Source organism: Methylocella sp. CPCC 101449 (genome assembly GCF_031921685.1).
GTDB lineage: Bacteria > Pseudomonadota > Alphaproteobacteria > Rhizobiales > Beijerinckiaceae > Terripilifer.
The window spans coordinates 869,825-893,630 of record NZ_JAPDHU010000002.1 but is presented as its reverse complement, the minus strand read 5'-3'; the positions used below and the strand labels follow the sequence as shown (position 1 = coordinate 893,630).

Below are 23,806 nucleotides of genomic sequence, written 5' to 3'. Positions count from 1 at the left end.
ACGCCGCGAACATCGCGGCACCTGTCTAGGGCGGAGGGTGCGGTGACGTCAACAGATCAGACCGTGAATTACCGGATCACGCGCCGTCTTCTCCGCTGACGGGGCCGAACTCTAGCCGCGAAGGTGCCCATAAGCTTTCGATATCTTTTCCAGCAGAACCGCCTTGCGGGCATCTTCGCGCAGATCGGGCGCGAGCTGGTCGTCGACGATGAGATGCGCCAGGCCGTGGACTAAAGCCCAGGCGCCGAGCGCCCCTTCCCGCGACGCCTGCCCCTGCGGACCGCTGGCGTTCAGAAGAACGGCGTATGCCGCCTGCGCGGCGCGGTCGAGATCGGGGTGGCCCTTGCGGTCGAGCCCGCTGCCGAACATCAGCTTGAACAGGCCGGGCTTGGTCTGCGCGAAATGCAGATAGGCCTCGCCCAGCGCCAGCAGGCGATCATCGACGGCCGCCACGGCCGGCACGTCGAACGCCGCCTTCAGCTCGTCGAACCCATGGGCGGCGACGGCGGCGAGCAGCGCATCGCGCGTCGGAAAATGCCGATATGGCGCGTTATGGGAGACGCCGGCGATGCGCGCGGCCTCGCGCAGGCTGACGGCGGCGGGCCCGTCGCGCTCGATCAGATCGGTCGTCGCTTCGATCAGGGCGCGGCGCAAATCGCCGTGATGGAAGGCTTGCCCCTTTGCCGGGTCAGGTGTTGACACTGCCAACATCTCCGCTTATGTTGTCACCGTCAACATCGACGCCTTTCGATCCTCGGTCAAGGTCTCCGCCCATGCTGTTCTTCGCTTTTCTCGCGATCGCCACGGTCATCGCCCGCATCGGCGGGGTGCTCGGCGTTCAGGCGCTGGCAAGTTGGGTCGCCTGCATGCGCTGGGGCATGGCGGCGGCCCTGCTCTTCTTCGGGATCGATCATCTGATGACGCCCGCGCGCTACCTGCCGATGATGCCGTCCTTCATCCCCGCGCCGAAAGAGGTGGTGCTGTTCACTGGGCTCTGCGAAGTGGCCGGCGCCCTCGGACTGCTCGTGCCGGCGACGCGGCGTCTGGCCGGTATCATGCTGGCGATCTATTTCGTCTGCGTTTTTCCCGCCAATATCAAAAATGCCGTCGAAGGTTTGAGCGTCGACGGTCTGCCTACGGCGCAATGGTATTATTGGCTGCACCTGCTGTTTCAGCCGGTGGCGATCTGGTGGGCGCTGCGTGCGTCGGAGGTCATTGGGCCGATAGCCCGGGCTGATCAGGCGGCGCGGTAACGGCGCTACTTTTGGGTGGCGTCCACCGCGATGTCGAAATGCAGCACGTCCTCGCGGGTGCCGAGCTTGGTATAGAGCGCGACGGCCGGTGTGTCGGGCGGATCGGCCTGGACATAGATCACATAGGCGCCGCGCTTGGTGCCGATGTCCTGCAAAGTTTCGATGAGCGCCGTCGCCACGCCTTTGCGGCGATGATCGGCCGCCACAGCCAGATCGTAGATATAGATCTCGCTGCGCGCCTGTTCGAATTTCGGCAGTTCATAGGCGGCAAGCCCGCCGATGACCGCGCCGTTCTCCAGTGCAGCGAGCGCGATGAAATGCGGGCCGCCGAGCAGTTTTTGCAGATAGGCATGATCGGGCTGGGCGCGCGTATAGGTGTCGCGTTCATCGAAAGCCTCGCCGAGGACGGCGAGGAGACTGCGGAACGGAACGATATCGGCAGCCGTCAGGTGGCGGACGACGAACGTGCTCATGGCGCCCTTCCTGTTAGCCGGATTCGCCCCAAGCAAGTCGTCTCACATGTTCGCGTACATCCACGGGCCACGAAGCGACCTGCTCGACGAAGCGCTCCCGCTCGTTGGCGAAGAAGGCGCGCGAGGCTTCCTCGAAGCCGGGCAGATTGCCGGCCATGGTCGACATGAAGCGATAGGCGGCTTCCTGCGCCGCGCGCGCCTCGGTGCTGCCGCCGTCGTTCTTGCGGGCTTCCTCGACGAGCCGGCGCAGGGCTTGCGAGGCACCGCCCGGCTGCGCTGCCAACCAGTCCCAATGACGTGGCAGTAGAGTGACCTCGCGGGCGACGACGCCGAGCTTGGGGCGTCCGCGTCCGCGCGGTGGCTCCGGTGTATCTGATGTGGGGGGCGCCGGCGGGACCAGGCGCGCGGTGATCTCCTCGGGCGAGCCTCTGAGGTCGAGATCGATCACGCGGCCGGTCAGATCGTCGAAGACCAGGATGGACGCTTCGGGGCGCTGGTCAAAAGCCGTTCTCACGGCCAGGGCCACCTCTCTCAAATCGCCACGGGCAAAAAGGCTATGGCCGTCGAAGGCACTGCATTTCAGGATTTGGGTCTTCTCAGTCATCTCAGTTCATTACCCGGATAAAAATTCTTGAGTCAATATCATCCGGGTGATATTGGCATCCGCTTTCACGAAGCAGGATGTGGGAACCCGGGATTTAAGAGATGAAAAACGCCGACAGAAAGGCAGCCGTGGCCGCCTATAAAGAACGCAAGACCGTGGCCGGGATTTTCGCGGTGCTTTGCCGCCCGACCGGGCAGCGTTGGATCGGCCGCGCGCCCGATCTATCGACCATCGAGAACCGGCTCTGGTTCACCCTGCGCCAGCGCGCCAATCCGCACCGTAGCCTCCAAGCCGCCTGGGATAAGCATGGCCCAGAGGCCTTTGCGATTGAGGAACTGGAGCGGCTGGCGGAAGAAGAGGACGCTTATTTTCGGGATAGCCTGCTGAAAGAACGTCAGAATTTTTGGCGAACAAAACTTGATTTAGAAAAGATTTAGAGCAAGATCTTTATCTAAAGTATCACTTTAAAATATCTATTTAGATTTCTGATTTTCCGTCAAGCTTCAAAGAGAGCTGACTGCTCTCCTCGACCGGCCTGCGCCCGCGAATCTGACGAAGCACAGTCCCCACCAGGACACGCGCCGCATCGCCGGCCGCCTCCATATAGGCCGGGTCGCGCTGTAGCAGCGTCACGGCAAAAGCGCCGTCGAGCAGCAGGAGGATCTGGCGGGCAAGCGGCTCGGCCAGGACGATGCCAACTTCGGTGAAGGCGGCGGCCAACCAGCTCTCGAACCGCTTCTTGTGGGCCGCGCCGACCTTTAGCGCCGGATGCCCCGGCATGGCGGCAAGCTCGGCGGAGGTGCGCAGGAAGCCGCATCCCTTCCAGCGCGGATGGCTGGCGGAGTGGCCGAGGTTCAGAAAAATGGCCTTCGTCTTGTCGGCCACGGTGCCGTCGGCTGCCTCGAACCAGCGCCGGAACAGGGCCAGATTGGGCTGGTCGCGGGCGCTCAGATAAGCCTCGATCAACTCATCCTTGCTGGTGAAATGATAGTAGAGCGTCCGCTTGGTGACGCCGGCCTTCTCGGCGACTGCATCGACACTGACGCGACCGATCCCTTCCGCGTAAAACAGCCTCTCAGCCGCCGCGATGATCTTAGCTCGTGTAGGGCTCTGATTTTCTTTCATAAATGTATATACCGTCTAGTGAGTATACTATAGCTAGAAAAGGCTGTCCAAAGGGCAAAGGCCCTCGCAAAACCGAAGTCTGGAAATGATGTCCCCGCCTCTTTCAGCCACCGAACGGCTCCGGATTGTGTGCCGGGACGGCGTCCAGCTTGGCGGGCATTTTTGGCCGTCCGCCACGCCGCCAAAGGGCTTCGTCGTCATCAATCCGGCGACGGGCGTGCTGGCGCGCTACTACCATTTCTACGCCAGCTTCCTGGCCGGCCAGGGCTATGACGTACTGACTTACGATTATCGCGGCATCGGCCAGTCACGCCCCGGGCGGCTGCGCGGTTGCGGCTACCGCTGGCGCGATTGGGGCCAGCTCGATTTCGACGCGGCGATCCGCTTCGCTGCCGAAAAGCGCCGTGCCGGTCCTCTTCTCGTGGTTGGTCATAGCGTCGGCGGCTTCCTGCCTGGCCTCGCCGAACACGGCTTTTTGGTCGACCGGATGCTGACCGTCGGCGCCCAATATGCCTATTGGCCCGATTACGCGCCAAAACAGCGGCTGCGCCTGTTCTTGAAATGGCATGTGGCGATGCCCGCCCTCACCGCGGTCTGGGGCTACTTTCCCGGCAAGCGGCTCGGTTGGCTGGAAGATTTGCCGGCCGGTGTCGCCAACGAATGGAGCTTTAAGGGCCGGCGGACGGAAGCGAGCTATCCGGCGGAGACACGGGCCGAGGTGCTGGCTCGCTTCGCCGCCTTCCGCGCGCCGATCCTGGCCGTCGCGGTGACCGACGACGAGCTGGGCACACTGCCGGCGATCCGCCGCACGCTCGCCTATTACGCTGGCGCCGAACGGCAGGAGGTGCTGCTGGCACCCGCCGATCTCGATGTCGAGACAATCGGTCATTTCGGCTTGTTCCACGCCCGTTTCGCCGACGGCTTTTGGCCGGCGACGCTGCGTTGGCTCGGAGATGGCATCAATCCGTGGGCCGATCCGGCCGGGCTGTAAACCGGCTGAACCAGCGAGTGCATAATCTCGCGATCAGTCGATCGCCTCGATGCCTTGCGCCCGCGCGCGTTCGACGCCCTCCTTCATGGCCTTCAGCCGTTCAGGCGAATGGCCCTGCCATTCCGTGACCTCGCCGGTGATCCGCAGCGGGTAGCGAGAACGGTAGGACTGGGTCGGATTGCCGGGGAATTTCTTGTCGGTCAGGTTGGGATCGTCGGCGATCGGGCCGGTTGGCTCGACGATATAGATCCTCTGTTGTCCCTCGCCCGCGGCCAGTTCGGCGCCCCAGATGGCGGCGTCCAAAGTGCCGGTGAGATAGACCCAGGACGCTGGCTTTCGCGCGCCGTAGTTGGAATTGTATCCGGCCGCGATCAGGTCTCCCAGTTTCAAATCGGCGCGGGTGCCGTGATAAAATGGCTGCGAAATCCGAGTGTTGGATGTCATCGATGGCTGCTCCCTGTGTTTGGGGGCAGAGTCCCTAGACCGAGACCGGGGGCTTGCCGCAATCCCCCCGGTGAGCTAGACAATAATAGTGGCAGAGGCTGGCTGATTTTCTCGCCGATTTCCTGTCCTTCTTTTCTCCCCGCGCGCTCCCTAGATGAAGTGGATCGGAGGGGCGCATGAGCAAATCCACCACCGACACTCATCTCTGGCGCATCGACGAGCGCTGCATCCAATGCGGCGCGGCGCAGACGGCTTTTCCCGACCTCGTCGCCGAGGGCAAGGACCGCTATTTCTTTCACCGCCAGCCGGAAACCGCTGCCGAGATAGCCGATGCCTGGCGCGCGGCCCTGCTCTGTCCGGTCAGTGCCGTGCGCGCACCCGAAGGCCTTGCCATGCCGGCCGATTTGTTCCCACAGGAGCTGGCGCCGGATCTCTTTCGGCTCGGCTACAATGCCCGCGCCTCCTGGGGTGCGCATAGCTATCTGCTGCGGCGTTCAAACGGCAACGTGATGATCGACGGTCCGCGCTGGACGCGCCAGGTCGTCGAATGGCTGGAGGCGAACGGCGGGCTGGGCGATGTGCTGCTGACCCACAAGGACGATGTCGGCGACAGCGGGCGTTACGCGAAACATTTTGGCGCGCGCGTCTGGATTCACGGCCATGATCGGGAAGGTGCGACCTTCACCAGCGATGTGATCGAGGGCGAGGAGGCTGTCACCGTCGCCGGTGACATTCTCGCCATTCCCGTGCCCGGCCATACGCGCGGCAGTGTGATGTTTCTGGCTGGCTCCCTGCTCTTTACCGGTGACTCGCTGGCCTGGGATCATGACGACAAGCAACTGGTCGCCTTCCGCAGCGTGTGTTGGTACGACTGGCCGACGCAATTGCGCTCGCTGGCCCGTCTCAGCGCCTATCGCTTCGACCGCGTGCTGCCGGGCCATGGCGGCATGGTGCAGGACACGGCGGAAGCGCTGCATGGGGCCTTGGCCGACATGCTGAAGCGATATCACGCGCCCGCGGCATAGTTCCCGCGCGCAAACTCATACCAAGGTTTGGCTAGGCGCCCTTCCCGTTTCTTCCCACTATCGTTGTGCTGAAGCCTGGGAGGATCGCCATGACCCGGATGAGTCACCTCGTCGCAAAATCCTTTGGCCTGTCGATCGGGCCGGCATTCGCGCTGTTGGCCTGGTCGGCACCCGCGACCGCTGCGCTCGAAAAGGGCGCCTGCACCGTCAAGAAGGAAGCCGACGTGCCGGCGACCATGCGCGATGGCACGGTGTTGCTTTCCGACATCTATCGGCCGCAGGAGCCGGGCGAATACCCTGTGTTGCTGATGCGGCTGCCCTACAACAAATCCGACGCGCAATCGGTGGTCTATGCGAAGCCAGCCGACTACGCCTCACAATGCTACATCGTCGTGATCCAGGACGTGCGCGGCCAATATATGTCCGGCGGTGAGTTCTATCCGTTTCGCCACGAAGGCAAGGACGGTTACGACACGGTGGAATGGGCCGCCAAACTGCCGGGCTCGAACGGCAAGGTCGGCATGTACGGCTTTTCCTATGTCGGCGCGACGCAATGGCTGGCCGCGACCGAAAAGCCACCGCATCTGGTGGCGATCGCGCCGGCTCATACGGCTTCGGATTATTACGACGGCTGGTCCTACGAGGGCGGCGCCTTCTCGCTCGCCTTCAAGAGGTCGTGGCCGGTGACGTCGATTGCCGCCTCAGCCATGCGCCGTTTCGGCGATCAAGGGCTGCTCGACAGCATCCAGAAAGGCGTCTCCGACCTGCCGGCGCTCTATCGCGCCAAGCCGCTGATCGACTATCTGCCCGGCAGCCGCAACGGCAATCTTGTCGCGCCTTATTATCGCGATTGGGTGGCCCACGACACCTGGGATGCCTATTGGAAGCAATGGAGCATCCGCACGCGCTATCCCAACGTCACCGTGCCGGCGCTTAATTTCGCTGGCTGGTACGATGTGTTCATGCGCGGTGGCGTCGAGAATTTCACCGGTATGCGCGAGAAGGCTGGTTCCGATGTGGCCCGCAAGGGGCAGCGGCTGGTGATCGGCCCGTGGGTGCATCTGCCCTGGCTGCGCAAGGTCGGCGAAGTCGATTTCGGACTAGAAGCCACCAATCCGATCGACCAGTTGCATCTCGCCTGGTTCGACTATTGGTTGAAGGGCAAGGCCAATGGCGTCGACAGCCAGAAGCCGGTGCGCTTGTTCGTGATGGGCGCCAACAAATGGCGCGAAGCCGACAACTGGCCGGTCGAAGGCACGCGCTTCACGCCTTATTATCTGTCGAGCCGTGGCCAGGCGAATACGCGCTTCGGCAACGGCGCGCTCGGCACCGACAAGCCGGAAGGCGCGCAGCCGCCGGATCGTTATCGCTACGATCCGGCCAATCCGGTGCAAAGCGCTGGCGGTCATTCCTGCTGCACCAGCGACGTGGCGCCGGCCGGCCCTTACGATCAAACCAAGATCGAAGGCCGCGCCGATGTGCTGGTCTACCAGACGCAACCATTGGCAGCGGATATGGAAGTGACCGGCCCCGTGCAGGTGGTGCTCTATGCTGCTTCCACGGCGCGCGACACCGACTTCACCGCGAAGCTCGTCGATGTCCACCCCGACGGCAAGGCCTACAATCTCAGCAACGGCATCATCCGCGCCAGTTCACGCGAGAGTTTGGAGCGGCGCGTTCCGATCACTCCGGGCAAGGTCTACGAATATAAGATCGACCTGTGGCCGACGGCCAATCTGTTCCGGGCCGGACATCGCATCGCGCTCGAAATCTCAAGCTCGAACTTCCCGCATTACGACGCCAATCCGAACACCGGAGCAAAGCACGGCACGACGACGACGGTACGGATCGCCGATCAGACCATCCTGCACGATGCGGCCCATCCCTCGCGCATCGTGCTGCCGGTGATGGCGACGCCGCTTCAGTAGGAGGAAGGGCCGCTGAAGCGCAGCGGCCCTGCCCGATCATTCCGCCGCCACGGCCTGCTGCCGCGCCGAGATCGGCTTCTGCCAGAGCTGCGCGCAGACGACGCCGGCCAGTGCCAGGCCGCCGCCGATGACGTGGAAAGCGCGCACCGGCTCGCCGAGCGTGACGATGGCGGCCGCCGCCGTCATCACTGGCAGGAGGTTGAGGAAGATGGCGCAGCGGCTAGGGCCGATCTGCTGCACGCCCTTGATCCACAGGAACGGTAGCACGACCGAGGCCATCGCGCCGGCATAGAGAATGAGCGGTATGGTGTCGGTATTGAGCTGGCGCAGCGGCGCTGGTGTCGCCAGGAAAGCGGGAAACATCACAACCATGGTTGAGAGCGCCTGCATATAGGTCGATTGCCAGCCGGGGATTTGCAGGTTCCAACGCTTCAGCAACACGCCATAGAGCGCATAGACGACAGCGGCGATCAGCATCAGCGCATCACCCAGGTGAACACCGTTGCGCAGGATGGCGGCGGGATCACCACCGCTGACCAGATAGACCAGGCCGATGAAGGACAGCACGCCCCCGCCGATCATGCCCCAGGTCGGCGTTTCGCCGAGCATCGAAGCGCCGATGGCGACGGTGAGCAGCGGCGTCAGCGCGGTGAAAACCGCCATATTAGTCGCCGTCGTGGTCTCCGCCGCCAGATAGGACAGGCTCTGGAACAAGCACATGGCGAGAAAGCCCAGGATGATGAACTGGCCGATGTGCGGCCAGATCGTCGCGCGATTGCGCCAGGCCGGCCGGGCGACGAACAGGCTCAGCAGGCCGACCGCCACCACCAGCCGATAGAAAGTGATCGCCTGCGGGCCGATGGCATGGGCCGAGAGCCTTGAGACGATGACATTGCCGGCCCACAAAGCGACGGCGACGAAGGGATAGAGAAAGGCGGCTTTCGAGGATGTGGATGGGCTGGACATGGTGCGATCCGGGGTTGAGGGAGCCTGCCTCTAGCCCTTCCCACTTTGTCCGTCTCACGCTAAAATGACACTATATAGCGAGAAAGGGACATTGTGGGGCCTGACCTCAGCGACCTCACCCGCCGACACCTCGATTTTCACGCCACGGCGCGGCCGATGGCGGCGATGGAGATCGACTATCCGAACGGCACATCGACCGGCCTGCACGCCCATCCACGCGGCCAGCTTCTCTATGCCATCTCCGGCGTGATGATCGTGCACTCGACCTTCGGCACCTGGGTGGTGCCACCAAACCGCGCCGTCTGGCTGGTGCCCGTCTTCGACCATGACGTGCGCATGGTCGGTGATGTGAAGATCCGTACTTTGTTCATCGACGATCGCAGCGTGCCTGGTCTGCCCGAGGAAAGCTGCGTCCTCGCCGTGTCGCCGCTGCTGCGCGAGCTGATCGTCGCCGCCATGAGCGTGCCCGCCGACTATGCGCCCGACAGCCGCGACGCCCGGCTGATGCGGCTTCTGCTCGATGAACTGCGGCAGGAGCCGGTGCTGCCGCTGCATCTGCCCATGCCGCGCGATCTGCGCCTGCGGTTTCTCTGCACTGAATTGACGGCGCGTCCTGACGCGGCGGCGACGGCGCAGGATTGGGCGGACAAGTTTGGCGTGACGGCGAAGACCATTCATCGCCTGTTTGTCCAGCAAACCGGCCTCACCTTCGGTCAATGGCGCCAGCAGGCGCGGCTCCTGCACGCGCTCGAGCGACTGGCGCGCGGCGACCGCGTCATTGATGTGGCATTGGAGAGCGGTTATGCCAGCCAGAGCGCCTTCACCGCCATGTTCCGCAAACAGTTCGGCGTGCCGCCGAGCGTGTTCTATCGGTAGCGCTATTTGGAGCTGCAAGCCGCCGCTTGTGCGTGGTCGACGATGACGGCGCGGGTGAGATTGATCGCGAGCGCGAGACACAAAACAACGCAGACGAGTGCCAGCAGCAGGTTCGTCCGTCTGCGCCACGCTTGTGCATTGATGACGAGGCCGACACCATAGATGAGCAGCGCCGGCACGGCGAAGAGATAGACGCCGAACGGGCCGTCGCAGTCGAGCGCGTCGATGCCGAGCGCTGCCCGATATTCGTTCGGCGGCGTGATCGCGCCCATCAGCGCCAGAGGCAGACCCAGCAGCAGCGCGGCCCAGCCGAGCCACTTCAGTCTACGGCCGGATTGTTTCGCGCCATCGTCGTAATCGGGTCGTCCCACTCACGCCTCTCCGTCACAAGAGCCGTCCTATATTGGAGAGGTTCTTTCATGACGACATTGAACAACAAAATCGCGATTGTCACCGGTGCCAGTTCCGGCATCGGCCGGGTCGCGGCGGAATTGTTTGCCCGCGAAGACGCGGCCCTCGTGCTCTCGGGACGCCGGCAAGCGGCGCTCGACGAGGTGATCGCACATATTACAGCCGCCGGTGGCCGAGCCGTGGCCGTGGCGGGCGATGTGAGTGACGATGCTCATGCGCGAGCATTGGTCGAGACGGCGATCGATCGCTTCGGCGGCCTGGATATCGCGTTCAACAATGCGGGAACCACCGGCATCGCCGCCCCCGTACCCGATCTCTCGGTAGAGACCTGGCGTGAGACGCTCGACACCAATCTCACCGGTGCCTTCTTCGCGGCCCGCCATCAGATCCCGGCCATGCTGGCGCGCGGCGGCGGTTCGCTTATCTTCACGTCGACCTTCGTCGGCCACACGGTTGGCTTTCCCGGCATGGGCGCCTATGCGGCGAGCAAGGCGGGTCTCGTTGGACTGACGCAAGTGATCGCCGCTGAATTTGGCGCGAAAGGCATCAGGGCCAATGCCCTCCTGCCCGGCGGCACCGACACGCCTATGGGCCGCGCCGTTTCCAACACGCCGGAAATGCGTGCCTTCGTTGAGGGCCTGCATGCGCTCAAGCGGCTGGCCGAACCACGGGAGATTGCGCAGGCCGCTCTCTTCCTCGCCTCTGACGCATCGAGCTTCGTCACCGGCACAGCCTTGCTAGCGGATGGCGGTGTCTCCATCACTCGCACGTAAGAAGATTAGAGCCCCTTCACGAAACTTGAGATCGCTGGCACCAATGGCGTCGATAGGGCGAGGTTCGGATCCTTGTAGGTGGCGATATTGCCGGCGCGGTCGGCGGGCGCGGGTTTAAGGACGTGATTCATGCCATCGATGATGAGCAGCTTCGCATCCGGCCGCGCCTCCGACAGGTGTTTGGCGTCATCGACAAGAACCTGGAAATCGGTGCTGCCCTGAATGATCAAGACAGGACCACGCACCTTGCGCAGTTCCGCGACAGGATCGCGCGTCAGCCAGGACATCATGTAGTTCTGCACGCTCGGTCGGTAGATCGACATCAACGCCGCCGGCACATCGGCGACGGGCTTGCCTTGTTTCAATTGTTCGGTGATCCGTCGTGAGGCCTGTTGCAACTCGTCCGGAACTTTGGCCGCCATCAGTTGCCGGTCGATGGTGGCGTCGATCCGCTCACCCGTTCCCGCGATGAGCACGAGCCCCGCGACGGTGGTCCGCTGCGCCGCCAGCGTGGCGACCAAGGCGCCCTCGCTGTGTCCCGCCAGCACGACGCGCTCCACGCGGCTTTGCTTGCCCAGAAGTTCAGCCCAGCTCACCGCATCGGTGACATAAGTGTCGAAGCGCAGATCCTCTTCGCGCAGGCCGGCCACCGCGCTCCCGCCGATGCCGCGTTTATCGACCCGCAGTGAGGCGATGCCCTGATCGGCGAGGCCATGGGCCAGCATTTTCAGGCTGTCGTTGCGCACGCCAGGCAGATTGCCATCGCGATCGACCGGACCGGACCCCGCCAAGATCAAGACCGCCGGCACGGATGCGTCGCCATCCGGCAGGGTCAACGTGCCGCGCAGGGCCTCGTTGGTCAGTTCGCGTTCGCTCCAGGCGGAGGCTTGGAAGGCAGTCAGGCTCATGACCAGAATTGAAGCGACGACCAGCACTGATTTCAAGATCAACCTCGCCAACGATAAACGACGCGGCGGAGTCTAAATAAAAAGACCCGGTACCGCCAGAGACGGCACCGGGCCAAGTTGCACTCGAGGGACGCTCGAGGGAGCTTTGAAAATCAGTCGATCACGTGCCGCCGATATTGGCCGCCTTCACGATCCGCTTGATCGTCTCGTAATTGTCGATGAGGAGCTGGGTGAACTCCGGCGCGCTCATCGTCTTCGGCTCAATGCCTTGAATTTCAATCTTCTCGGCGACGCCCGGCATCTGGATGATCTTGTTCAGCATGCCGTTGAGCTTGTCGCGCAGTTCGACCGGCATGTTGGCGGGGCCGAGCAGGCCGAACCAGGAGGAGAATTCGAAATTCGGCAGACCGCTTTCATCGACCGTCGGAATGTTAGGCAGCGACGGCACGCGCTTCTTCGAAACCACTGCGAGAACCCTCAAGCCGGGATTTTCGATGAAGCCCTGCGAACCCAGGGTCGGCACGATCAAGATTTGCGTGTCGCCGACCACAGTGCTGTTCAACGCTTCCGCCGTGCTCTTGTAGGGCACGTGCACGACGTTGATTTCAGCGCGATTGGTGAAATAAGCGGAAGCCAGATGCGTGGCGCTGCCGACACCGGCCGAGGCATAATTGAGCTTGCCGGGATTGGCCTTGGCATAGGTGATCAATTCGGCGACCGATTTCGCCGGCACGGCCGAGTTGATCAACAGCAGATAGGCACCGGTGCCAACATGGGCGAGCGGCGTGAAGTCCTTGATCGGATCATAAGGCACTTTGCGGTCGATGGCGGGGCCAATCGAATGGCTTGAGGCCGCCATCACCATGGTCTTGCCGTCGGGCGGCGATTTCGCCACCACCGAACTGCCGACACCGCCACCCGCCCCGGCACGGTTTTCGACGATGACCGTTTCGCCCAACAGTGTTTGCAGCTCCGGCGCGATGACGCGTGCCAGCACGTCCTGGCCGCCGCCCGGCGCGAACGGCACGATGATCCGATAGAGATCGGCCTGCGCCGCGGCGATCTGCACGCTGGCGCAAAGGGCGAAGAGCCCGCCAAAAGTCGTGTCGGCAATCTGCCCGTCATGATGTCCTCCCGTGTAAACTCTTTTGTTTGCTTGACCGCTGAACCCCTCCGTTCAGCGCGCCAAGGATGGATAAAGCCGCTCTGCCGTGCGCCGCAGGATCCACTCCTGATCGTTCTCCGGCAGGAAAGACAAAGCCGCCAAGCTTTCTTCGACGATGCGCGACAGCGAGGCATCGGAGGTCGGATAGTTCGAGCCCCAGGCGATGCGCGAGGCGCCGAACGTGTCGACGACTTTCTAGAAATACGGTTGGAACGCGCCACCGCCTTCGGCGATCATGCGGATATTGCGGATGGTCAATTTCAAAGTCAGGTTGGGATAGCGCGCCAGATCGAACAGCGGCTGCGCCGCCGCATAGGGTGCCCCGTCGCGGGCGTCAGGCGAGGCCAGATGATCGAGGATCACCGTCGCCTTGGGAAAGCGTTCCAGCAAAGTGCGCAACTGGCTGACAGCCTTGAGATGCATCTGCACGCAAACCGGAATGCCGATTTCCTGCGCGCATTCCCAAGCCGGAAAGGTCTTGGGATCGTCGAGCCAACCTTGCTGGCTCATGGTGCTGCCGGTGGTAAAGAGGCGCAAGCCCGAGAGACCCTTGCCGACCCAGTAGCGGATTTTCTCCGGCGCATCGGCGCTCAACACATCGACGGAGAAAACGGCGGCGAAGCGATCGGGATAAGCTGACTTTCAGGCGCGGCCAAAGCGGCGAATGTATATTATATATAATAGATAGACTAAAAGAACTAAAGCAAGCAAATCCTTTGTGGACCGCCTTTGCGATGACTTGACCGTCTGGACGGACTCTTCTAATTCACAGACTGACCACTCGGTACAGTCTCATGGCCCGCCCGATCAAAGTGGAAGACCATTCCGCACGCCGCCAGGCGATCCTGGAGGCGGCCAAGGCTTGTTTCGCGCGCAAAGGCTTTCATCCGACGACAACGGCGGAGATTTGCAGCGAAGCCGGGATCAGCACCGGCAATCTGTTTCACTATTTCCGCTCGAAGAAAGCGATCATCGCCGCCATTGTCGAACAACAGGGCGAGGAGGCGAAAAGCCATCTGGCCGGCCTTGCCGACCAGCCCGATCTCTATGAGGCGCTGCACGGCTTCTTCGACTTGGTCCTTGCCATGGCGAGCGAGCGCGATTTCGCCAATCTGGCGTTGGAAGTCGCCGCCGAAGCCAGCCGCGATCCCGATATCGGCGCCCTCGTCCGCCATAACGATGCGCTCCTGCGCGAAGGACTGACGGTGCTGGCGGCGGGCGCGATCAAGCGACGGCAGATCATGCCGGGCCTCGATGCCACGCAAGTGGCGCTTGGCATCGCCGCGATGATCGACGGTCTGTTCGCCCGTGTCGCGATCGATCCGGAGTTCAGCGTGCAAGGTCAGCGCAACACTTTCGTGCTGATGCTCGAACGTTTCCTGCAACCGAAAGCCAGCGACGTCTCGATCGAAGCGCCGCTCTGCGACGAGGCGCACTAGCCATGCCCGCACCCCTGCCCGATCCGCGCATTCTCAATGTCGATGGCTTAAGAGGTTTTGCGCTGCTCGGCATTCTGGTGGTCAATATCGCTGCCTTCGCCTCACCCTTCTATGGCCTCGATATTTCCGATCCAGTCTTTGCCGATGCGCGCGACAAGGCGGTACGCATCTTCATCTCGCTGTTCTTCGAGACCAAGTTCTACCTGCTGTTCTCTTTCCTTTTTGGCTATAGTTTCACCCTGCAGATGGCGGCGGCCGAGCGCGTCGACCAGAGCATTGCGCCACGCATGCTGCGCCGCCTTGCCGGCCTATGGCTCATCGGCCTGATCCATGCGGTGTTTCTGTTCAGAGGTGACATTCTCACCACCTATGCGGTGCTGGGCGTGATCCTGCTCTATCTGCGCGACGACCAGGACGGCCCTCTCTTCAAACTGGCTGTCGGTTTGATCATTGCCACCGTCTTGTTGTGGACCGGCGTGGCGGTGCTCGATTGGATCGCGCCCGTGCGGGAAGATCCGATCAAGATTTTCGATCAGGCCTATCAGATCCAGTCCGCCTATGCCGGCACGATCCGCGAGGTCATCGGCCAAAATCTCAGTTCCATGTCGTCGGTGTGGATCGTGCTGGCGCTGGTGCAGGCGCCCTGCGCGCTCGCCATGTTCCTCTTCGGTTTGATCGCCGGGCGGCATCAGATGCTGGCGCATCCGCAGCAGCACGTCGCCTTGCTGCGCCGTCTCACGGTGCTGGGGCTTTTCGTCGGTCTGCCCGGCGCCCTCGTCTACGCATTGAGCGGGGCTTTTTCGACAGGCACGCCCTGGGCCCTCGCCGGATTTGCGATCGGGCTTGCCACCGCGCCCTTCCTTACCGGCGCCTATATGGCACTTGGCTTGCGTCTCTTCGAAACCTCGATCGGCGCGCGCATTCGCGCTGCTCTCGCGCCAGCCGGACAGATGGCACTGACGAACTATCTCATGCAGTCGCTGATCTGCGCGCTGATGTTCTACGGTTATGGCCTCAAACTGATCGGCCAGCTCTCGCCGTTCATCGCCTTCACCATCGCCATCGAGATTTTCGTGGCGCAACTGTTCCTGTCGCGCTGGTGGCTGGCCTATCACGCCTATGGCCCACTAGAATGGCTGCTGCGGGCCGCGACGCTGCGCGCCTGGCCGCGTTGGTACAAGCCATCGGCGGCACGGCAGCGCAGCATGGCGGCAGAGCCTTGAGTGTGATGGCAGATTGCACCGGAACGATGTATGGGATCATGACAAGGTGCGCGGAGCCGCATCGGCCACGTGTATGAGACCAGGAGATGGCGCGCGCCATGGATGAGGCTGAAGATCACCGCGTTCGGGTCGCAGCGGAGCGACGTGCTCGCATGCGGCTTCGGCTCCTGCAAGCGGTCCTCGACACATGCGCCCTGCAAACGGAGGGAGGGTTGCCGAGCCTCGATGACGTCGCCGCGCGTGCGGCCGTCTCCAGGGCCACCTTCTACAAATATTTTACATCCGTCGAACAGGCGGTCGACGAGGTTGGGCGCAACCAAGTGGATGAAATGATCCACACGCTCGTGGCTTTGTTCGACGGTCCCGAGCCTCCCTTCTTTCGCATGACCGTTGCGATCCAGCTCTTTCTGCTGCGCGGTGTACTTGACCCGGCCTGGGCCGCGTTCGCTTCACGCCCGGACACGCTTGCCTATGACAATATCCTGCTGCGGGGCATTACGACTCATCTCGAAGCCTCGCGCGACGCCGGCATCGTCCATTTCGCCGACATAGAAGCCGCCGCGACGATCGCGATCGGCACTTTGCGGGAGGCGATGAGCCATCTGGCCCGTCACAAGGAGGATGTCCGGCGCGACTATGTGGAGGAAGTGGAGGTGATGATCCTCCGCGCCATCGGTTTGGAACTCGACGCGGCGCGCAAGACAGTCCGCGATGCGGTCGTATTCATCCGCGGCATTGGGCCGGACCGCCTCGCCTGGTGGCGCGATCCCTGGACAGCGGGCGGCGAGACGGGTCGCCGCCCTGTCCTGCTCAGACCGGCATGAGCGGCGGCTCGACGCCAGCCATCATCCGCCCGTAAAGCTCGTAGTTGCTTGCGAGATTGATGAACGGATGGGCGGCGCCGACCTTGACGTCCTGCCAGATGCGGTTCGCCGTGTTGCCGATGCGGGAGAAGGATCCGCCGCTGGCATCCGCAAGCAAGTCCACGGCCTCCCAAACAAGCTGGTCGGCGAAGGCACTGTCGCGGCAGAGCGCGGCGCGCTGAACCTGCTCCATGTATTCGCCGGTCGCGGCCCATGCATCGATCTCGCGACACAGCTTTTCGACGATCGTGCATGCGGCGTCGATCTTGGCGCTTGCCTCGCCGAGTTGCAGGTGTGTGACTGCGGCCTCTCCCGCCTTGGTGTAGGGTGTCAGCTTGATGTCGCGCTTCGGCAAAGTCTGCAAAAATTCTTCCAGCATATGCAGGCCCAGGCCGAGCATCGGGAAGGTCAGAATACCGACCATCAAAGGCGCGAAGGCGCTGCGATAGAGCGCTTCATCCGGAAACGTCCGCGGCTGCCGGCCTTCGTTGCAGGCAAATAGACCGACGATGTGGTCATCGGGAATGAAGACGTTCTCCATGCTGACATTGGAACTGCCGCTGCCTCGGATGCCGATAGGATCCCAGTCGTTGAGAATTTTGACGTCGCTCATCGGTACGAGCGCGATGCCGGGCCCGATCGGGTCGCCTGCCTCATTGAACATCGGCACGCCCAGAAGATCCCAATCGGCCTGATAGACGCCCGAGTTGAAGAACCACATCCCCTGGTCGACAAAGATCCCGCCGTCCACGCGGTGAGCCTTGACGGCGCGGTTGGAGAACACGCCGGCAACGCATGTGGCCGGCTTGGCAAAGACTTTGTCCGCAACATGTTTGGGGTATAGGCCCGCTGCCATCCAGTTGCAGGCAGTGACCAGCGTCACCGCCCAGGCAACGCCGCCGTCGCCACGGCCGAGTTCGGTCACGGTTCGCATCCAGGTCGTGATATCAGCCTGCAAGCCGCCATAGGCACGCGGCACCGTCAGCGCATACACGCCGGCCCGTTTCAGCTTGTCGACCACATGCTCGGGCGGACGGCCGAGACGGTCCGATTCAGCCTGCGCCGCGCGCAATTCCGGCACGAAATCCCTCGCCCATGCGACGACGTCGAATGTCTCCTGCATGGGCAGATCGACAACCGCAGCTTCCATTCCTGCCTCCTCATTTAATAATAGACTTACAATCTACTATTAAACGACTATGGCAGTTTCGGCGATCCGTCAATGCACGCCTCGAGCGGTTCTATACCAAAATAATATCCTGATTAGGCTGAACTAATTAAATTAAACGTCGTCCTTCTTTAATAATAGACTATATGAATATTCTTCTTTGAAACTTCGACCCAGTCTGCTAAAAGATCACCAAGCAACGAACGGGAGCGGGGAATGGGGAGACGAAGCGAAGCCGGAGCCAATACGGCCGAAACCGACCGCGCATGGCTCGTGGTGCTCGGTGCGGGCCTTTGCATGTTCTGCGGACAGGCCGCGACGATCCTGTTCACCTTTGGCGTGTTTGCGCCCGAAATCTCCGCCGCGACTGGCTGGTCGCCGACGACGATCGCAGCCGCCATCGGCCCCGCCACGATCGCCGCCGCACTTCTTGCCCCGATAGCGGGACGCGCCGTCGACGCCTTCGGTGTGCGCCGCATGGCTCTGGTCGGTGGCCCGGCCTATGCACTTGGGTTTATCGCGCTCGCGCTTCTGCCTCATGATCCGATCCAGTTCGTTGCGCTGCTGGTCCTGGTCGGCGCGCTTGGCTTTGCAGCAACACCCGTCCTGTATGTGCAACTCGCTACGCGCTGGTTCACGCAGCGGCGCGGTCTTGCGCTGAGCCTGATTTTCGCCTGCACCTCGTTAGGCGTGGCGTTCTGGCCGCCCTTCGCCGCCAAGCTGATCGATCTCTATGGCTGGCGCATGTCCTATGTGATTTTGGGAACGGCCGCAGGCGCCATCATCCTGCTCTGCGCCGTGTTCCTGCTCCGCGATCCACCTGCGGTCACACCCTCGGAAGCTCATGTCGGAGCACCAGGAATGAGTTTGGCCGAGGCGCTGCGCAGCGGCACCTTCTGGGTCATAACGGCCGTGTTCGTGATCCTCACCGGTGTCCTGGCGGGCATCATGGTGAACCTGCCTGTCATTCTTCGGCAACAGGGGATTTCGCCGCTGAGCGCCGCCTCAATCATGACAGTGGTCGGCGCGGCCATGTTCGTCGGCCGCCTGTCGGCCGGCCTCATGCTCGATCGTTGGTTTTCACCTCTCGTCACGGCCGGCTTCACGCTCTTGCCGATCGTCGGTCTCACTGCGCTGCTCATCGATGCAACACCGACCACGCTCTATCTCGCCGCGGTGCTTCTCGGCCTCGGGCTCGGATCGGAAATGGATGCCGCAGCCTATATCGTCTCGCGCGCCTTCGGTGTGCGCTGGTTCGGCACGATCTACGGCGTCGTCACACTTGCTTACGGCTTAAGTAGCGCCATCGGACCGGCGACAGCGGGAGCGGCTCTTTCGAGAGGCATTTCACCCGGCGCGGTCTTCGCCGTCGGCTTGGCCTTGCTGGTGCCAACCCTGCTGCTGCTCTTGAGTCTGCGCCGACGACATCTGCCCTTCAGCGTCGATGGCGATGCTGGCCCTCTTGTGGAGAAGCGATCATGTCCCGCGACCACCTGATCGATCAAAGGCAATCGGCCCGTCGCGATTTTCTCATCGCCGCCACGCTGATAGGCGCGGTTGCCGCACCCGCCTCTGCTCAGGTACCGCCGCGCGATGCGAACATACAACGGGGTCTGGACGGCCCCGATGCGGACATTCTCGACGGCTTGCGGATCGCCGACCTGGTTCAGCGCGAGAGAACGGCACGCGATGCGGGTCAATGGGAAGAGATGGCCGCCAGCTACCATCCGCAATCCACCGTGGACGTGTCCTGGTACCATGGAGACGGCGCAGGCTTCGTGGCCGCGAGCCGTCGCAATGCCGCGAGCGGACGGATCAGCCTGCATCAGCTCGCGCCCACCGTCACGAAAGTAGCTGGCGAACGCGCGCTGGCCGAGACGCCATGCCAGCTCCTCAGCTTCGTACCCGTCGACGGCGTCGACGTCTGCATGATCGGCACCGTTCGGCTGTTGTGGCGCGCGCAGAAGCTCGACCGCCGCTGGTTGATCGCAGGATTGCGCATGATCTACATCAGGGACTTGCTTCTCCCCTGCGATCCCAATCGCATGCCATCGATCAACACGGCCGAGCTTGCCGGCTATCGAATGTCGTATCGCTTTCTGAGCTACGTGCTGGCGCGGTCGCCCAACCGCCCTCGCGACGATCTGCCCGGTGTCGACCGACCGGAATTGGTCGAAGCGCTTCGCACCGGCGAAAAACGGTGGTTGGAACAAGTCTGAAACTTGCGCGGTGATCTGGAGATGACCACACGCCGTCAGGCGTATCGCTTCACGATCAGCCAACGCCTATTGTCAGCCCGGCAAAAATAGATAGTCTTCTAATCAAACGAAGGGAGTCTCGGCCGACGAGACCTCGCGTTTGAGAGAGTCCTGGGAGGGAACATGCGCGCTTCATGGATCGCGGCTGGCTTATTGCCCTTGATGCTGCCGACAACGAGCAGCTTCGCTCAGCAAGGCCCGATCAAGATCGGTCTGATCCTGCCCCTCTCCGGCACCTTCGCGCCGAATGGCGAAGACACTTTAACAGGCACGCGCATCTACTTCGATTCCATCGGCAATCAAGTGGGCGGCCGCAAGATTGAGTTGATCGTCGAGGACGAGCAAGGGCGGCCGGACGTGGGGCTGACCAAAGCGCGCAAACTGGTCGAGAACGACAAGGTGCAGATTCTCGCGGGTTTCGTTTCGACCGCCGTGGCGCTCGCCGTCAACGATTATGCGCGCGAGAAGAAAATTCCCATGGTGCTGTCGGGCGATGCCGGCGCCAACGAACTGACTATGCCCGGCCCGCTCTACAATCCCTTTATCGTGCGCACGTCGCAGAACGGCCGCACGCCAGCGGCGGCAGCGGCGGCCTTCGCCTATAAGAATGGCTGGCGCAAGGTCGCGACCATGACGTCGGATTACGCTGGCGGTTTCGATACGATCGGCGGCTTCGCGCAGGCCTTCTGCAAGCTCGGCGGCACGATCGTGCAGGAGCAATATCCGCCCATCAACACGAACGACTATGGTCCCTACGTCACCAATATCCAATCGGGCGTCGACGGCGTTGTCACCTTCCTGCCGGGTAGCGCCGGGTTGAAATTCGTCAAACAGTTCGACGAGTTGGGCATGAAGGCGAAATATCCGCTGATGGATATTTTTGGCCAGATCGTCTACGAGCCCTTCCTGCCGCAATTGGGCGATGCGGCGCTCGGCATTTATTCCACCCTGCACTACGCGCCGACGATCCAGACGCCGGAAAACCAGGCTTTCGTCGCCGAATATATGAAACGCGCCAAACGCATTCCCAGCGACAACGGCGCTGACGGGTGGGCCGGCGCGCATGCCATCGCCGATGCCGCCAAGGCTGTCGACGGCAAGGTGGAAGATACCGAGAAATTCCTCGCCGCCTTCCGGCCCGACAAATTCGCCTCGCCCAAGGGCAATATCTCCTTCGACAAATACGGCCAGCTCATTCAGTCGATGTATGTGCGCAAGGTCGAAAAGACGAAGGAAGGCTATGCCAATGTGGTGGTCGAGAGCTTCGACAATGTCGACCAGTTCTGGCCGATGACCGAAGCGGAACTCGAATCCTACAAATACCGCTACAGTGAATTGAAAGGCTCGATGACGAACTGCGCCAAGGTTCTGGAAAAGAAATAGCGCAGCCGCATGATCTGGGTCATCCACACGCTGAACGGCATCTCCTTCGGCATGCTGCTGTTTCTGCTGGCGGCCGGATTGTCGCTGATCTACGGCCTGATGAAGATTTTGAACCTGACGCACGGGTCCTATTATCTCATCGGCGCCTATATCGGCTCGACGATCATCGCCAAGACCGGCAGCTTCGCCTTGGCGTTGATCGTGGCGCCGCTCGTCGTCGCGCTGTTGGGCGCGGTGATGGAACGCTATTTCCTGCGCCGCTTCCACTTGCAGGAATTGCCGCAGACCCTGCTCACCTTCGGGTTCCTGTTCATTTTCGCCGATCTGACGCTCTGGATCTGGGGCGGCGACCCCATCGTTCTGCCGAAACCCGCTGCCTTTTCCGGCTCGATCTCGATCGGCGACGCCCGCTATCCGACCTATCGTCTGGCTTTGATCGGCGTCGGTTTGATCGTCGCGCTTATTCTCTGGTGGTTTCAGGAGCGCACGCGGCTTGGCGCCATGCTGCGCGCCGGTGTCGATGACGCGGAGATCGCCGGAGCGCTCGGTATCGATGTGTCGCTGCTCTTCACTCTGGTCTTCGCCGTCGGCGCCTTGTTGGCGGCGCTCGGCGGCGTGCTCGGCGGTCCCATTATCGGAGCGCAGCCGGGCGCCGATTTCGAGGTGATGCTGCTGGCCTTTGTCGTGGTTATCGTCGGCGGTCTCGGCAGTTTGCGGGGCGCTTTGATCGGCGGCCTGCTGGTCGGCCTGCTCGATAATTTCGGCAAGATCTTCTTTCCCGAACTCGCCTTGTTCACGATCTTCGTGCCGATGGCGATCATTCTCTCTTTTCGGCCGACGGGCCTGTTCGGGCGTCTGTAATGGCTCGTACCCTCCTTTTCATTGCCCTGGCGGCTGTCGTGTTCGTGGCCCTGCCCTTCGTGGTGCCGTCCTATTATGTCAGCCTTACCACCAAGATCCTGATCTTCGCACTCTTCGCCATGAGCCTCGATCTTTTGATTGGCTATACCGGCTTGGCCTCGCTCGGGCATGCGGCCTTCTTCGGCATCAGCGCCTATACGATCGGCATCCTGTCGGTGAAGCTGCGGATGTCGGAATGGGTCGCCTTTCCCGCCGGGCTTGCCATGGCGATCGTCTTGGGCATGGTGTTCGCGCTTCTCGCTCTGCGCGCGCGCGGCAGCTATCTCTTGATGATCACGCTCGCCCTGGCACAGGTGGTGTGGGGCGTTGCCTTCGGCTGGCGCACCATGACCGGTGGCGATGATGGCCTGCCCGGCCTGCGCCGGCCGGCTTTCGTTTCTGACGAGACCTCGTTCTATTTTCTGGTGCTGGCGCTTGTCGCCGCCTCGACGGTCGTGCTGGTGGCGCTGATCCGTTCGCCCTTCGGCCTGGCCTTGCAAGGCATTCGCGAGAGCGAGAGCCGCATGCAGGCCTTGGGATTCAATGTTTGGCGGCATCAATTCGCGGCCTTCGTCATTGCCGCTGCCTTTGCCGGCCTCGCCGGCGCCCTCTATGTCTATTACAACCGCTTCGTCAGCCCCGACTTCCTGCATGTGGTGCGCTCGGCCGAAGTGCTGATCATGGTGATCATTGGCGGCGTCGGCACGCTGCTTGGTCCGGCCATCGGCGCAGCGGCGATCATTCTGCTCGAAGACATCATATCGTCGCAGACGCAGCACTGGCTGCTGGCGCTCGGCATCATCTATGTGGCGACGACTTTGTTCGCGCCGCGCGGGCTGATCGGCCTCTACCGCGAGCGCTTCATGGCGAGGCGTAAACCATGACGGCGCCCAAAGCTCTCGACGTGCAGAACGTCGCCAAGAATTTCGGCGGCGTGCGTGCGCTGACCGACGTGACATTGGCGATGGCGCCGGGCGAACGGTTGGTGTTGCTTGGTCCCAATGGCGCCGGCAAGACGACGCTGTTTCATTCCATCTCCGGCAATATCATCGCTTCGGCGGGCCGCATCAGCCTGTTTGGCCAGGATATCACCCAGCTGGCACCGGATGCCCGCGCCCGGCTCGGTCTTGCCCGCACGTTCCAGATCACCAATCTGTTCCGCCAGCTCACCGTCTTTCAAAACCTTCAACTCGCCGTCTGCGGCGCGCAGCAGGTGACGTTCAAATTCATCCGACCGATGACGCAGTATGTGGGCGTGCGCGAGCGGGCCGAGGCCCTGCTGACGGAATGGAATTTGACCGATGTGGCCGACACCATCGTCCAGAACTTGTCCTATGGCGAACAGCGCCAGATCGAAGTGGTGATGGCGCTCGCGGGCGATCCGAAAATCCTGCTGCTCGATGAGCCGACATCCGGCTTGTCACCGGCCGAGACCCATCGCGTCGCCGCCATGGTGCGCGCCTTGCCGCGCGATATGACCATTCTGATGATCGAGCACGACATGGATGTCGCCTTCGAAATCGCCGATCGTATCGCTGTTATGCATCAAGGCCGGATCATCGCCGAGGGCGACGAGGCAGCCATTCGCGGCAACAAGCAGGTCAGCGACATCTATCTGGGCGTGGAGTGA

Annotated in this window: 26 protein-coding genes and 1 pseudogene; 16 read left to right on the top strand and 11 right to left on the bottom strand. The window is 62.3% G+C overall.

Features of this window, described 5'->3' with window-relative positions; translation table 11 throughout:
* Positions 1-111: 111 nt before the first annotated feature.
* Positions 112-702 (bottom strand): TetR/AcrR family transcriptional regulator, encoded by a 591-nt coding sequence (locus OIM99_RS15020; protein WP_311851233.1) that lies wholly within the window; start codon positions 700-702, stop codon positions 112-114.
* 71 nt (positions 703-773) lie between these two features.
* On the opposite strand from OIM99_RS15020, the gene OIM99_RS15015 reads away from it, so the two are divergent.
* On the top strand, positions 774-1,253 hold the full coding sequence (locus OIM99_RS15015; protein WP_311851232.1) for a DoxX family protein: 480 nt from the start codon (positions 774-776) through the stop codon (positions 1,251-1,253).
* Positions 1,254-1,258: 5 nt separating this feature from the next.
* Here the strand turns inward: OIM99_RS15015 and OIM99_RS15010 are convergent, their stop codons facing one another.
* Both OIM99_RS15010 and OIM99_RS15005 read right to left on the bottom strand, forming a co-directional pair.
* Positions 1,259-1,726, bottom strand: a complete 468-nt coding sequence (locus tag OIM99_RS15010; protein ID WP_311851231.1) for an AAC(3)-I family aminoglycoside N-acetyltransferase — start codon at positions 1,724-1,726, stop codon at positions 1,259-1,261.
* A 13-nt stretch (positions 1,727-1,739) separates the two neighbouring features.
* Positions 1,740-2,330 carry a DUF2239 family protein gene (locus OIM99_RS15005; protein WP_311851230.1) on the bottom strand — a complete coding sequence of 197 codons (591 nt, stop codon included), beginning with the start codon at positions 2,328-2,330 and terminating at the stop codon, positions 1,740-1,742.
* Between the two features lie 101 nt (positions 2,331-2,431).
* Here OIM99_RS15005 and OIM99_RS15000 point away from each other — a divergent pair, with 101 nt between their 5' ends.
* The gene (locus tag OIM99_RS15000) at positions 2,432-2,767 is read left to right on the top strand and encodes a GIY-YIG nuclease family protein (protein ID WP_311851229.1); all 336 of its coding nucleotides are present in this window, start codon (positions 2,432-2,434) and stop codon (positions 2,765-2,767) included.
* A 40-nt stretch (positions 2,768-2,807) separates the two neighbouring features.
* Here OIM99_RS15000 and OIM99_RS14995 read toward each other — a convergent pair whose 3' ends face one another.
* Positions 2,808-3,455 carry a TetR/AcrR family transcriptional regulator gene (locus tag OIM99_RS14995; RefSeq protein WP_311851228.1) on the bottom strand — a complete coding sequence of 216 codons (648 nt, stop codon included), beginning with the start codon at positions 3,453-3,455 and terminating at the stop codon, positions 2,808-2,810.
* A gap of 88 nt (positions 3,456-3,543) precedes the next feature.
* Between OIM99_RS14995 and OIM99_RS14990 the strand changes: the two genes are divergently transcribed.
* Complete coding sequence (locus OIM99_RS14990; protein WP_311852268.1) at positions 3,544-4,446, top strand: alpha/beta fold hydrolase; 903 nt, start codon at positions 3,544-3,546, stop codon at positions 4,444-4,446.
* Positions 4,447-4,479: 33 nt separating this feature from the next.
* On the opposite strand, the gene arr is transcribed toward OIM99_RS14990, so the two are convergent.
* Complete coding sequence (arr, locus tag OIM99_RS14985) at positions 4,480-4,890, bottom strand: NAD(+)--rifampin ADP-ribosyltransferase (RefSeq protein ID WP_311851227.1); 411 nt, start codon at positions 4,888-4,890, stop codon at positions 4,480-4,482.
* 176 nt (positions 4,891-5,066) lie between these two features.
* On the opposite strand from arr, the gene OIM99_RS14980 reads away from it, so the two are divergent.
* Positions 5,067-5,915: an MBL fold metallo-hydrolase gene (locus OIM99_RS14980; protein ID WP_311851226.1), complete on the top strand. Its 849-nt coding sequence runs from the start codon at positions 5,067-5,069 to the stop codon at positions 5,913-5,915.
* 89 nt (positions 5,916-6,004) lie between these two features.
* Positions 6,005-7,843 (top strand): CocE/NonD family hydrolase, encoded by a 1,839-nt coding sequence (locus OIM99_RS14975; protein ID WP_311851225.1) that lies wholly within the window; start codon positions 6,005-6,007, stop codon positions 7,841-7,843.
* Positions 7,844-7,879: 36 nt separating this feature from the next.
* Here OIM99_RS14975 and OIM99_RS14970 read toward each other — a convergent pair whose 3' ends face one another.
* Positions 7,880-8,809, bottom strand: coding sequence for a DMT family transporter (locus OIM99_RS14970; RefSeq protein WP_311851224.1), 930 nt, complete (start codon positions 8,807-8,809; stop codon positions 7,880-7,882).
* A 93-nt stretch (positions 8,810-8,902) separates the two neighbouring features.
* Between OIM99_RS14970 and OIM99_RS14965 the strand changes: the two genes are divergently transcribed.
* The gene (locus tag OIM99_RS14965; RefSeq protein ID WP_311851223.1) at positions 8,903-9,685 is read left to right on the top strand and encodes a helix-turn-helix transcriptional regulator; all 783 of its coding nucleotides are present in this window, start codon (positions 8,903-8,905) and stop codon (positions 9,683-9,685) included.
* 2 nt (positions 9,686-9,687) lie between these two features.
* Here the strand turns inward: OIM99_RS14965 and OIM99_RS14960 are convergent, their stop codons facing one another.
* On the bottom strand, positions 9,688-10,056 hold the full coding sequence (locus OIM99_RS14960) for a hypothetical protein (RefSeq protein WP_311851222.1): 369 nt from the start codon (positions 10,054-10,056) through the stop codon (positions 9,688-9,690).
* A 48-nt stretch (positions 10,057-10,104) separates the two neighbouring features.
* Here OIM99_RS14960 and OIM99_RS14955 point away from each other — a divergent pair, with 48 nt between their 5' ends.
* Positions 10,105-10,869 (top strand): SDR family oxidoreductase, encoded by a 765-nt coding sequence (locus OIM99_RS14955; protein ID WP_311851221.1) that lies wholly within the window; start codon positions 10,105-10,107, stop codon positions 10,867-10,869.
* 5 nt (positions 10,870-10,874) lie between these two features.
* On the opposite strand, the gene OIM99_RS14950 is transcribed toward OIM99_RS14955, so the two are convergent.
* From OIM99_RS14950 to OIM99_RS14940, 3 genes and pseudogenes are all read right to left on the bottom strand, one after another.
* Positions 10,875-11,804 (bottom strand): alpha/beta fold hydrolase, encoded by a 930-nt coding sequence (locus OIM99_RS14950; RefSeq protein WP_311852267.1) that lies wholly within the window; start codon positions 11,802-11,804, stop codon positions 10,875-10,877.
* Positions 11,805-11,937: 133 nt separating this feature from the next.
* The gene (locus tag OIM99_RS14945) at positions 11,938-12,846 is read right to left on the bottom strand and encodes a tripartite tricarboxylate transporter substrate-binding protein (RefSeq protein ID WP_311851220.1); all 909 of its coding nucleotides are present in this window, start codon (positions 12,844-12,846) and stop codon (positions 11,938-11,940) included.
* Between the two features lie 108 nt (positions 12,847-12,954).
* A pseudogene (locus tag OIM99_RS14940) lies at positions 12,955-13,566 on the bottom strand (amidohydrolase family protein); the annotation flags it as partial.
* Between the two features lie 170 nt (positions 13,567-13,736).
* On the opposite strand from OIM99_RS14940, the gene OIM99_RS14935 reads away from it, so the two are divergent.
* The 3 genes from OIM99_RS14935 to OIM99_RS14925 all read left to right on the top strand — a co-directional run bounded on the left by OIM99_RS14935 (position 13,737) and on the right by OIM99_RS14925 (position 16,428).
* Entirely contained in the window at positions 13,737-14,381 is a 645-nt protein-coding gene (locus OIM99_RS14935) for a TetR family transcriptional regulator (RefSeq protein WP_311851219.1), read from the top strand.
* 2 nt (positions 14,382-14,383) lie between these two features.
* Entirely contained in the window at positions 14,384-15,604 is a 1,221-nt protein-coding gene (locus tag OIM99_RS14930; protein ID WP_311851218.1) for a DUF418 domain-containing protein, read from the top strand.
* A gap of 86 nt (positions 15,605-15,690) precedes the next feature.
* Positions 15,691-16,428, top strand: a complete 738-nt coding sequence (locus OIM99_RS14925) for a TetR family transcriptional regulator (RefSeq protein ID WP_311851217.1) — start codon at positions 15,691-15,693, stop codon at positions 16,426-16,428.
* On the opposite strand, the gene OIM99_RS14920 is transcribed toward OIM99_RS14925, so the two are convergent.
* Positions 16,415-17,590 carry an acyl-CoA dehydrogenase family protein gene (locus tag OIM99_RS14920; RefSeq protein WP_311852266.1) on the bottom strand — a complete coding sequence of 392 codons (1,176 nt, stop codon included), beginning with the start codon at positions 17,588-17,590 and terminating at the stop codon, positions 16,415-16,417. The two genes, OIM99_RS14925 and OIM99_RS14920, sit on opposite strands and share 14 nt — an antisense overlap.
* A gap of 261 nt (positions 17,591-17,851) precedes the next feature.
* Here OIM99_RS14920 and OIM99_RS14915 point away from each other — a divergent pair, with 261 nt between their 5' ends.
* The 6 genes from OIM99_RS14915 to OIM99_RS14890 all read left to right on the top strand — a co-directional run bounded on the left by OIM99_RS14915 (position 17,852) and on the right by OIM99_RS14890 (position 23,806).
* Positions 17,852-19,132 carry an MFS transporter gene (locus OIM99_RS14915; protein ID WP_311851216.1) on the top strand — a complete coding sequence of 427 codons (1,281 nt, stop codon included), beginning with the start codon at positions 17,852-17,854 and terminating at the stop codon, positions 19,130-19,132.
* Positions 19,114-19,854 carry a nuclear transport factor 2 family protein gene (locus OIM99_RS14910; RefSeq protein ID WP_311851215.1) on the top strand — a complete coding sequence of 247 codons (741 nt, stop codon included), beginning with the start codon at positions 19,114-19,116 and terminating at the stop codon, positions 19,852-19,854. The genes OIM99_RS14915 and OIM99_RS14910 overlap by 19 nt, the downstream gene beginning before the upstream one ends.
* 162 nt (positions 19,855-20,016) lie before the next feature.
* Positions 20,017-21,276 (top strand): ABC transporter substrate-binding protein, encoded by a 1,260-nt coding sequence (locus OIM99_RS14905; protein ID WP_311851214.1) that lies wholly within the window; start codon positions 20,017-20,019, stop codon positions 21,274-21,276.
* A gap of 9 nt (positions 21,277-21,285) precedes the next feature.
* Positions 21,286-22,137, top strand: coding sequence for a branched-chain amino acid ABC transporter permease (locus OIM99_RS14900; RefSeq protein WP_311851213.1), 852 nt, complete (start codon positions 21,286-21,288; stop codon positions 22,135-22,137).
* Positions 22,137-23,060: a branched-chain amino acid ABC transporter permease gene (locus tag OIM99_RS14895; protein ID WP_311851212.1), complete on the top strand. Its 924-nt coding sequence runs from the start codon at positions 22,137-22,139 to the stop codon at positions 23,058-23,060. Before OIM99_RS14900 ends, OIM99_RS14895 begins: the two co-directional genes overlap by 1 nt.
* Positions 23,057-23,806, top strand: a complete 750-nt coding sequence (locus tag OIM99_RS14890; protein ID WP_311851211.1) for an ABC transporter ATP-binding protein — start codon at positions 23,057-23,059, stop codon at positions 23,804-23,806. Before OIM99_RS14895 ends, OIM99_RS14890 begins: the two co-directional genes overlap by 4 nt.

Excerpts from the sequence above, each read along its gene's own strand:
- OIM99_RS14915 (WP_311851216.1), top strand. The coding sequence starts at position 17,852 with ATGGGGAGACGAAGCGAAGCCGGAGCCAATACGGCCGAAACCGACCGC.
- OIM99_RS14890 (WP_311851211.1), top strand. The coding sequence starts at position 23,057 with ATGACGGCGCCCAAAGCTCTCGACGTGCAGAACGTCGCCAAGAATTTC.
- OIM99_RS14925 (WP_311851217.1), top strand. The coding sequence starts at position 15,691 with ATGGCGCGCGCCATGGATGAGGCTGAAGATCACCGCGTTCGGGTCGCA.
- OIM99_RS14895 (WP_311851212.1), top strand. The coding sequence starts at position 22,137 with ATGGCTCGTACCCTCCTTTTCATTGCCCTGGCGGCTGTCGTGTTCGTG.
- OIM99_RS14905 (WP_311851214.1), top strand. The coding sequence starts at position 20,017 with ATGCGCGCTTCATGGATCGCGGCTGGCTTATTGCCCTTGATGCTGCCG.
- OIM99_RS14955 (WP_311851221.1), top strand. The coding sequence starts at position 10,105 with ATGACGACATTGAACAACAAAATCGCGATTGTCACCGGTGCCAGTTCC.
- OIM99_RS14970 (WP_311851224.1), bottom strand. The coding sequence starts at position 8,809 with ATGTCCAGCCCATCCACATCCTCGAAAGCCGCCTTTCTCTATCCCTTC.
- OIM99_RS14935 (WP_311851219.1), top strand. The coding sequence starts at position 13,737 with ATGGCCCGCCCGATCAAAGTGGAAGACCATTCCGCACGCCGCCAGGCG.
- OIM99_RS15005 (WP_311851230.1), bottom strand. The coding sequence starts at position 2,330 with ATGACTGAGAAGACCCAAATCCTGAAATGCAGTGCCTTCGACGGCCAT.
- OIM99_RS14975 (WP_311851225.1), top strand. The coding sequence starts at position 6,005 with ATGACCCGGATGAGTCACCTCGTCGCAAAATCCTTTGGCCTGTCGATC.
- OIM99_RS14980 (WP_311851226.1), top strand. The coding sequence starts at position 5,067 with ATGAGCAAATCCACCACCGACACTCATCTCTGGCGCATCGACGAGCGC.
- OIM99_RS15010 (WP_311851231.1), bottom strand. The coding sequence starts at position 1,726 with ATGAGCACGTTCGTCGTCCGCCACCTGACGGCTGCCGATATCGTTCCG.
- OIM99_RS14995 (WP_311851228.1), bottom strand. The coding sequence starts at position 3,455 with ATGAAAGAAAATCAGAGCCCTACACGAGCTAAGATCATCGCGGCGGCT.
- OIM99_RS14900 (WP_311851213.1), top strand. The coding sequence starts at position 21,286 with ATGATCTGGGTCATCCACACGCTGAACGGCATCTCCTTCGGCATGCTG.
- OIM99_RS15000 (WP_311851229.1), top strand. The coding sequence starts at position 2,432 with ATGAAAAACGCCGACAGAAAGGCAGCCGTGGCCGCCTATAAAGAACGC.
- OIM99_RS14910 (WP_311851215.1), top strand. The coding sequence starts at position 19,114 with ATGTCCCGCGACCACCTGATCGATCAAAGGCAATCGGCCCGTCGCGAT.
- OIM99_RS14920 (WP_311852266.1), bottom strand. The coding sequence starts at position 17,590 with ATGCAGGAGACATTCGACGTCGTCGCATGGGCGAGGGATTTCGTGCCG.
- OIM99_RS14930 (WP_311851218.1), top strand. The coding sequence starts at position 14,384 with ATGCCCGCACCCCTGCCCGATCCGCGCATTCTCAATGTCGATGGCTTA.
- OIM99_RS15015 (WP_311851232.1), top strand. The coding sequence starts at position 774 with ATGCTGTTCTTCGCTTTTCTCGCGATCGCCACGGTCATCGCCCGCATC.
- arr (WP_311851227.1), bottom strand. The coding sequence starts at position 4,890 with ATGACATCCAACACTCGGATTTCGCAGCCATTTTATCACGGCACCCGC.
- OIM99_RS14990 (WP_311852268.1), top strand. The coding sequence starts at position 3,544 with ATGTCCCCGCCTCTTTCAGCCACCGAACGGCTCCGGATTGTGTGCCGG.